The following is a 7,313-nucleotide window of genomic DNA, read 5'->3' on the forward strand; positions in this document are numbered from 1 at the left end:
GGCGGCGCTTAAATTCGCGGGCCTTTGCGGTTGATTCCGGGGTGACTGGGGGGACGTCGGCCTGGGTCGTGGGCCTTTGTGAACGCAGCCGGCGCGCCGGGGCGAACGACCACAGCAGCTCCGAGAAGTCGTCCACCTCGGCAACAGCCCGTGCGTTGGCGATGGTCGCCTCGATCTTCGCCCGGTTGCGGACGATGCCCCGATCGGCCAACAGCCGCGCGACGTCGGCAGGCGTGAACCGGGCGACTTCCTCGGGCACGAACCCGGCGAACGCCGTCCGGAAATTCTCCCGTTTACGCAGGATGATCAGCCAGGACAGCCCACTCTGGAAGGCCTCCAGGCTCATCCGCTCGAACAGCGGCACCTGGCCGCGCAGCGGCTGACCCCACTCCGTGTCGTGGTAGTCGCGGTAGAGCTCGAAATCCGCGCTGCCGGGCCGGCCGACCGCCCAACCGCAGCGGACCAGGCCGTCGTCAACGGTCACCGGGCTCATCCGCCGCATCTGGTGGTCGTTCGCCGGCAGCGGCCGCGGCGTGCACGGAGGACAGTTGGCCGCGCAGCAGGTCGAGCTCCTGCCCGAGCCGGTCCAGCACCCAGTCCACCTCGCTGGTCTTGTAGCCGCGCAGGGTCTGGGTGAACTTGATCGCGTCGACGTCGGAGCGGGTGACTCCCGATGCGGGCAGGACGGTCGGGGTGGTCCCGCGGGGCAGCGGCGGTAGCGGCTCACCGCGGCCGAACAGCAGACTGACCACGCCGAAGAGCACACCCGCTAGCAGGACCAGGACCACCAGGTACAGCAACACCAATGCCACGGGCTCGATATTGCCCTATGGGTCCAACGAGGTCGCTCAGGGCCGAAGGTTGCTCATCGGGGGCCGGTCGGCCAGCGACACCGTCGAGGTGCGCGGTGTGTAGCCCATTCCGTCGGGGCCGTCGACGAAGAACTGGGTCAGCCCCACGCCGGAGTCCGGGATGCCGCACCGCGACAGCAGGGTCGCGACGACCTGTCGGCTCATCGGACCCAGTTCGGCCAGCGGGCGGTTGCGATGTGCCCGCACGCCGAGGTTGACCTGCGCGATCGCGTCCAGGCCGAGCCGATCGTAGGTGTCGACCAGCAGGCCGATCTCGACGCCGTAACCGGGTGCGAACGGCAGCGCGGTCAGCAGCTCGCGGGTGGCCGCGTATTCGCCGCCGAGCGGCTGCAGGACGCAGCCCAGCTCGGGCCGCAATGCCGCCAGTAACGGCCTGGCCACCAGCTCGGTGACCCGCCCGCCGCCGGTGGCGCCCTCGCGGCCGCTGGGGGCGTCGCCGATGTTCAAAGGCCGCCGATAAAAGCTCTTGACGAGGTGAATGCCGTCCTGGGTGAGCAGCGGGCCGAGCAGCCGCGGCACGAACATCGGGTGCGGCTCGATCAGGTCGGAGTCGACGAACACCACGAGGTCGCCGCTGGTGGCCGCCAGCGAACGCCACAGCACCTCGCCCTTGTCGGGCCGCGGCGCGATCTCGGGCAGCGCCTGTTCGCGGGTCACGACCTTCGCGCCGGCGGCAATTGCCCGGATCTCGGTGTCGTCGGTGGACCCCGAGTCGAGCACGATCAGCTCGTCGACCAAGCGGCCGACCAGCGGCGAGATGCTTTCGATCACCGACTCGACGGTGTCTTCCTCGTTGAGGGCGGGCAGCACCACCGAAACGGTTTTGCCGGCCCCTTTGGATTTGGCCGCTTCCAGCTCCTCGACCGTCCACCGCGGCCGAGTCCAGCTCCGGTCGGCCAGCCAGACGTCACCGGGTGCCGCGGCCAGCGCGCCATCGGCAGCGAGATCGACCAGCTCAGATGCCGTCATGCCAGTCCTCTCACCGTGCGCGCGGGCGGGCGTTGCCCGTGAATCGACGCCACCATCTCCAACACCCGTCGGGTGGACCCGACTTCGTGCACCCGAAACATCCGGGCCCCCGCCGCAGCGGCCAGCGCAGTCGCGGCCAGGGTTCCCTCCAGCCGTTCGGTCAGCCCTACCCCAAGAGTCTCCCCGACGAAATCTTTGTTGCTCAACGCCATCAACACCGGCCACCCGGTGTTAACGAGATCTTCCATGTGCCGCAACAGCGCCAGCCCGTGGAAGGTGTTCTTGCCGAAATCGTGCGTCGGGTCGATCACCACCCGGTCGCGAGCCACCCCGGCCGCGACAGCTCGTTCGGCAGATGCGGTGACCTCGCTGATGACGTCGTCGACCACGCCACGGGTGCTGGTCCCGTAGCTGACCCGGAATGGACGTGTCCGCGGGCGCGCGCCGCCGGTATGCGAGCACACCAGCCCGGCCCCGCATTCGGCGGCCACTCCGGGCATCGCGGGATCGTAGCCGCCCCAACTGTCGTTGATCAGGTCCGCTCCTGCCCGGCAAGCGAGGCGGGCCACCTCCGAGCGCCAGGTGTCGACGCTGATCAGTTGGTCGGGATAGGTGTCGCGAAGCCACTCGATGAACGGCACCACCCGGGCGATCTCGGCGTGGCTGTCGATACTCTCCCCCGGGCCCGCCTTCACGCCTCCCACGTCAATCACGTCGGCCCCCTCGGCGATGAGACGATGCACCGCGGCCCGGGCGGCGTCATCGGCGAAGTTGGCACCGCGATCGTAAAAAGAGTCCGGGGTGCGGTTGACGATCGCCATGATCAGCGCGCGATGGTCGCTCACCGGACGACCGCACAGGGTGGACGGCATCAGACCATCGTGACTGGTGCGCTCGCGGTGATATCGCATGCGGTCACGATTCCAAAAAAGAGTGCACCCCAGAGGCGGTGTTGGTGTGGCGGTGCGGACGTGCCAGTGCCAGTGCCAGTGCCAGTGTGACAGTGCCGGTATCTAGCCCTGTGGCCGCTTGCCGTTGGCGACCTCTTCGGGGTAGTCGTCGTAGAACGGCACATAGCCCTCGTCGCGCCCGGCCAGCACGTACACCGGATCTTCGATGCACGCGTCGTAGGCCTGCTCGCGCAGATCGACCTTGCGGCTTTTGAACGTGGTGGTGTGTTCCATCGACTCGACCAGTCGGACGAACAGCGGCAGCGCGTACGCCGGCAACTTCTGGTAGACGGTCTGGGCGAGCGAGTTACCGTCGAATTCGGCGCCCGCACGCAGCTTGACCGCGGCCATCCCCGCGCGGCCACCGGTGCGCGGAACCTCCACCCCGAATACCGTGCACTCCTCTATCGCCTTGTCCGAACTCAGCGCGCGCTCCACCTGAGTGGTGGCCACGTTTTCGCCCTTCCAGCGGAAGGTGTCGCCGAGTCGGTCCACGAACGCGGCATGGCCCATGCCCTGCGGGCTCATCACGTCACCGGTGTTGAAATAGCAGTCCCCGTCGCGAAACGCGTTGCGCACCAACTTCTTTTCACTAGCGCTCTTGTCGGTGTAGCCGTCGAAGGGCTGCAGCCGGCTGACCGGGCTCAGCAGCAGACCGGGTTCGCCGGCGGGCACCTTGTGCACCCAACCGTCGTTGCCGCGCTGCGGTTCGCCGGTGTCTGCGTCGTAGGCGACATAGGCCACCGGCATCGCTGCCCATCCCGCTGACCGCGGCACGTTGAACACGTTGATAAAAGCCGTGTTTCCCTCGCTGGCCGCGTAGAACTCGCACACCCGGCCGATGCCGAATCGGGTGGTGAACTCGTCCCAGATCTCGGGACGCAGCCCGTTGCCCGCGATCAGGCGCACCGTGTGGGCGCGGTCGGTCGGCTTCTCGGGCTGATTCAACAGGTAGCGGCAGATCTCGCCGATATAGATGAAAGCCGTTGCCTTGCTGGCGATTACCTCGTCCCAGAATTTCGACGCCGAGAACGATTTACCCAGAGCCAGCGTGGCCCCGGAGTTGATCACCGATCCGACCGCGACCGTCAGAGCGTTGTTGTGGTAGAGCGGCAGGCAGCTGTACAGCGTGTCAGAACCCTTGAGCCGAAGGCCAAGTCCACCGAACACCGCCAGCGCGGACAACCATCGCTTGTGGGTCATCACGCTGGCCTTGGGATGGCCGGTGGTGCCTGACGTGAAGATGTAGAACGCGGTGTCCTTGGCCAGCACCGCCGACGCCGACGGCGGGTTGGCGGTCGGCGCGGTGGCCGCCAGCCGCGCCATCTCGTCGATCGTGACCGGGGCGATCGTGGCGTCGCCGCACTCGTGCACCGCATCGACGAAGTCCGATTCGACCACCAGCGCCTTGGCCTTGAGCAAGCCGATGCTGTGCGCGAGCACGTCGCCGCGCTGGTGGTAGTTGAGCATCCCGGCGACCGCACCGCACTTGACCGCGGCCAGCATCATCAGCACCGCGTCGGGCGAGTTGCGCAGCATGATCCCGACGACGTCGCCGCGGCCGACACCGCGGGCGGCCAGCACGGCCGCGTAGCGGCTGGCGGTGGCGTTGGCCTCGCGGTAGGTCAGCTGCTGGTTACCGAACCGGATGAAGACCCGGTCGCCGTAGCGTTCGGCCCGGTCCTGGAAGACCTTGCCGATCGAGATCTTGACGTTCGGCTGCGCCCGCACCAGCGTGAGCAGCCCGCGGGCGATCACCGGGAGGTCGGCCAGCAGGGCGGGCGCCCGTGTCGCGATATCGATGAGCCCGATCGACGTGCCAGAAACCGATGTGTCAGTGCCGGATTTGTTGTCGGACATGGCGGCCAGCCTATCGACCGTCAGCAAAGACCGTCAGCGGGGTTCGCACGCCGCCAGCGCGGCGCCGATCTCGTCGACGACCACCAGCCGGTCGGTGGCGACCTGCGAGACGTATCCGCTCGTCACCAGGCCGTCCAGCCAGGAGCGCAGCCCGTCGTAGTGCCCGCCGGGATCCAACAACACCACCGGCTTGGCGTGCATGCCGAGGTACCCGCCGGTCCAGACCTCGAAGAACTCCTCGAGCGTGCCGATCCCGCCGGGCAACGTGATGAACGCGTCGGCGCGGTCTTCCATGATCTGTTTACGCTCGCGCATGGTGTCGGTGACGATCAGCTCGTCGGCGTCGTGGTCTGCGACTTCGCGCCGCACCAGCATCTTGGGTATGACGCCGACGGTCCAACCGCCACGGGCGCGGGCGGCGGTGGCCAGCGCTCCCATCGCCGAGACGTTGCCGCCGCCCCAGACCAGGGTCCAGCCGCGTTCGGCGATCGCCTCGCCGAGTTCGGCGGCCAGCGCCAGCAACTCCGGATGCGTGGGCCCTGATGCGCAGTAGACGCAGATTGCGTGCACAGTCGAAACGTAGACCACCGTTGTCGCCGAGCGCATTTGGGCCTAACCGCATGCGCTTGGGTGCGCGCGCCATAAAATCCGGCGGTGCCGAATGCTTGGGTGGTCGCGCCGCGAGAGTCCGTGCAGCGCGATGTCACCGCCGCCCTGGACGATCCACGACACGCCGGCGTGGTGATCCTCGGTGCCGATGGTGCCGGCAAAACGGCGCTCGCCCGCGGCGCCGCCGCGCCGGACGCCCGCTGGGTGATCGGCACCGCCACCGAGCAGGCTATCCCGTTCGGCGCCTTCCGGACGCTGCTGGCCGGCGCCGACGTCGCCAACGCCACCGCCCGACCGGCCGAGCTGCTGCGCGCCGCGCGGGACCGGCTCGTGGGCGACGAGCGGGGCTTCGTCGTCGACGACGCCCACCTGCTCGACCGGCTGTCCGCCACGCTCGTCTACCAGCTGGCGCTGAGCGGGTCGACGCGGCTGATCGTCACCGTCGGGGCCGGCGCCGAGGTCCCCGAAGCGGTCGAGGCGTTGTGGGTCGACGGCTTGTTGAACCGGGTCGAGGTGGGCCCGGCGGACAACTCCGCGGAGCTGCGGGGCCAAGTCGACGACTTTCTGGCCGAGCTGCCATCGCCGGCGCGTACGGCGCTGGATTATCTGGCGCTGGCCTCGCCGCTGCACCGCGGCGACCTGGCCGCGCTGGTCGGCGCCGAGGCCATCGAGCACGCCGAAGCCCTGGGAGCCATCGCCGTCGACGGCGACGGGATGGCGTACCCGGCGCATCCGTTCTGCGCAGCCCGAGCGGGCGCGGCCCTCGCACCGGGCACCGCGCGGGCGCTGCGCATGGCGCTGGTCGAGCGACTCGCGGCCGGCCCGTCCGATCGCGTCGGCGATCAGCTGCGAATCGCGGCCCTGGCCGTCGACGCCGGCATCCCGCACGACGACCTGGTGGGCGCCGCGCAGCAAGCGCTGCGCTTCGGTGAGCTCACACTGGCCGAGCGACTCGCCCACGCGGCGCTGGATCGTGCGGAGAGCCTGGCCGCACGGCTCGCGCTCGGCTACGCGCTGGCCTGGCAGGGCCGCGGGCGAGCAGCGGATGCCGCACTGAGCAAGGTGGATCCCGACCGGCTGTCACCGCCCGAGCTGATGGCGTGGGCGCTGCCGCGGGCGGCCAACCAGTTCTGGATGCTCGGCGAGCCGGCGCAGGCCACCGCGTTTCTGCAAAGCACCCGCAGCCGAGTCGACTCGCCGGCCGCGCGGGCCACCCTCGACGCGCTGACGGCGACGTTTGCGATGAACTCCGGCACGCCACTGCGCACCCTGCGCATCACGGACGAGGTGCTGGCGTCGCCGCACGCCGACGCGGTGGCCGTCGGGTGGGCGGCCGCGGCGGCGGCGCTGAGCGCGGCGCGCACCGGACAATTCGACGTGGTCGAGGAGCTGGCCCGCCGGGCGACCGCCGCCGACCATCCGGGGTTGCTGCGGTTCACCAGCGGGTTCGGCCGGATCACCGCGCTGGTGATGGCGGGCCGGCTGACAGAGGCCCGCACGCTGGCCCAGCGCTACACCGACTTCGCCGAGTTGCAGCAACCGGGCCGGGCGATCGGCGAGACGCTGGTGGGCTACGTGGCGATCGCGCAAGGCGATTTCGACGCCGCTGTGACGCTGCTGAGCCGGGCCGCCGACCCGCTGGCCCGCACCGGATATTCCTGGGGACCGCTGACGCTGATGCTGCTGGCCCAGGCGCTCGGCCAACAAGGCGAACAGCTCGCGGCGGCAAAGGCTTTCAGCCGGGCCGAATCGCTGCATGGTCTCAAGTCCTCGCTGTTCGCCCCGGAATTGGCGTTGGCCAGGGCCTGGTCGAAGGCAGCCCACGGCGACACCACCGGCGCGATCGACGCCGCCCGCGAGGCGATCCAGACCGCCGAGCGCGGCGGGCAGTCGGCGATCGCGCTGCGCGCCGTGCAGGACGCGACGCGGCTGGGCGATGTGCGTGCCGTGCAGCGGGCCGGCCGCCTGGCCGGCGAGGTGGACTGCGTGCTGGGGCGGTTGACGCTGGCGCATGCGCGGGCGCTGGCCGACGGCGATGCCGCGGCGCTGGCCG

At 69.7% G+C, this 7,313-nt stretch carries 7 protein-coding genes; 1 reads left to right on the forward strand and 6 read right to left on the reverse strand.

The window, feature by feature from the left end:
• The 6 genes from AC2VOU_RS18305 to AC2VOU_RS18330 all read right to left on the reverse strand — a co-directional run.
• Positions 1 to 484, reverse strand: a 484-nt coding sequence (locus AC2VOU_RS18305) for a DNA-3-methyladenine glycosylase I (protein WP_486958644.1), incomplete at its 3' end; no start/stop codon positions are given.
• On the reverse strand, positions 474 to 812 hold the full coding sequence (locus tag AC2VOU_RS18310; protein ID WP_486958645.1) for a DivIVA domain-containing protein: 339 nt from the start codon (positions 810 to 812) through the stop codon (positions 474 to 476). The genes AC2VOU_RS18305 and AC2VOU_RS18310, both read right to left, overlap by 11 nt.
• Before the next feature lie 36 nt (positions 813 to 848).
• The gene (locus tag AC2VOU_RS18315; protein ID WP_486958646.1) at positions 849 to 1,841 is read right to left on the reverse strand and encodes a glucosyl-3-phosphoglycerate synthase; all 993 of its coding nucleotides are present in this window, start codon (positions 1,839 to 1,841) and stop codon (positions 849 to 851) included.
• Positions 1,838 to 2,713, reverse strand: a complete 876-nt coding sequence (folP, locus tag AC2VOU_RS18320; RefSeq protein WP_486958647.1) for a dihydropteroate synthase — start codon at positions 2,711 to 2,713, stop codon at positions 1,838 to 1,840. Before folP ends, AC2VOU_RS18315 begins: the two co-directional genes overlap by 4 nt.
• 141 nt (positions 2,714 to 2,854) lie before the next feature.
• The gene (fadD6, locus tag AC2VOU_RS18325) at positions 2,855 to 4,651 is read right to left on the reverse strand and encodes a long-chain-acyl-CoA synthetase FadD6 (RefSeq protein WP_486958648.1); all 1,797 of its coding nucleotides are present in this window, start codon (positions 4,649 to 4,651) and stop codon (positions 2,855 to 2,857) included.
• Between the two features lie 33 nt (positions 4,652 to 4,684).
• A complete protein-coding gene (locus AC2VOU_RS18330; protein ID WP_486958649.1) occupies positions 4,685 to 5,257 on the reverse strand; it encodes an LOG family protein in 573 nt (190 codons plus the stop codon).
• 48 nt (positions 5,258 to 5,305) lie between these two features.
• On the opposite strand from AC2VOU_RS18330, the gene AC2VOU_RS18335 reads away from it, so the two are divergent.
• The coding region (locus tag AC2VOU_RS18335) for an AAA family ATPase (RefSeq protein ID WP_486958650.1) at positions 5,306 to 7,313 on the forward strand (2,008 nt) is incomplete at its 3' end.

The sequence above is a fragment of the Mycobacterium sp. TH-M25 genome, from assembly GCF_057473665.1.

Excerpts from the sequence above, each read along its gene's own strand:
- AC2VOU_RS18315 (WP_486958646.1), bottom strand. The coding sequence starts at position 1,841 with ATGACGGCATCTGAGCTGGTCGATCTCGCTGCCGATGGCGCGCTGGCC.
- AC2VOU_RS18330 (WP_486958649.1), bottom strand. The coding sequence starts at position 5,257 with ATGCGCTCGGCGACAACGGTGGTCTACGTTTCGACTGTGCACGCAATC.
- folP (WP_486958647.1), bottom strand. The coding sequence starts at position 2,713 with ATGCCGTCCACCCTGTGCGGTCGTCCGGTGAGCGACCATCGCGCGCTG.
- fadD6 (WP_486958648.1), bottom strand. The coding sequence starts at position 4,651 with ATGTCCGACAACAAATCCGGCACTGACACATCGGTTTCTGGCACGTCG.